This is a genomic window from Vibrio sp. 10N.286.46.A8 (genome assembly GCF_041470165.1).
GTDB classification, from domain to species: Bacteria; Pseudomonadota; Gammaproteobacteria; order Enterobacterales; family Vibrionaceae; genus Vibrio; species Vibrio tasmaniensis_A.
Genome location: NZ_JBFRLX010000352.1, coordinates 1 through 739 on the forward strand (window position 1 = coordinate 1; position 739 = coordinate 739).

The following is a 739-nucleotide window of genomic DNA, read 5'->3' on the forward strand; positions in this document are numbered from 1 at the left end:
GTTACTACATCGTAGATAAAGATACGTACTCCGTAGTTAAAGAGAAAGTGCCAGAGGGTAAAACAACTTGTGGTCTATGTTCTCGTCTTCGTCGTGGTACTTTGTACTCGTTTGCAGAGAAAATTGGGGCGACTAAGATTGCTCTTGGCCACCACCTAGACGATATTGTTGAGACGATGTTCCTGAACATGTTCCACGGTGCACGCTTGAAAGCAATGCCGCCAAAATTGCGTTCTGATGATGGCCGTAACGTTGTTATTCGTCCACTGACTTATTGTCGTGAAACGGACTTAATCCAATACGCAGAGCACCTAGATTTCCCAATCATTCCTTGTAACCTATGTGGCTCTCAAGAGAATCTACAGCGTCAGAACATTAAAGCGATGCTAATTGATTGGGATAAGAAAACGCCAGGTCGTGTTGAGAAGATCTTCAAGTCAATCCAGAACGTAAGTCCAAGCCAACTGGCTGACCGCGAACTGTTTGACTTCGTGAACCTTCCACTAGACCGTAGTGAAGACCGCAAAGCGTACGAATTCGAAGAAGCTGAAATTTCATCTTCTAACATCGATGAGTCAATGTTCATCGACGTAACGAACGTATAATAAGAATAATCGTTGTAGAGCAATAGATGCGCCTACAACAGACAAACAAAAACGCCTCAAGCAATGCTTGAGGCGTTTTTTATAAGTTAAACTTGTCGCCGACTCAACCTTTCGAAAGGTTAGGGTCTAGTGCT

Annotated in this window: 1 protein-coding gene; it reads left to right on the top strand. The window is 43.6% G+C overall.

The genetic code is table 11. The annotated features are described in order from the left end of the window. The coding region (gene ttcA, locus AB4232_RS22355; protein ID WP_372088045.1) for a tRNA 2-thiocytidine(32) synthetase TtcA at positions 1–605 on the top strand (605 nt) is incomplete at its 5' end. Positions 606–739: the final 134 nt, after the last annotated feature.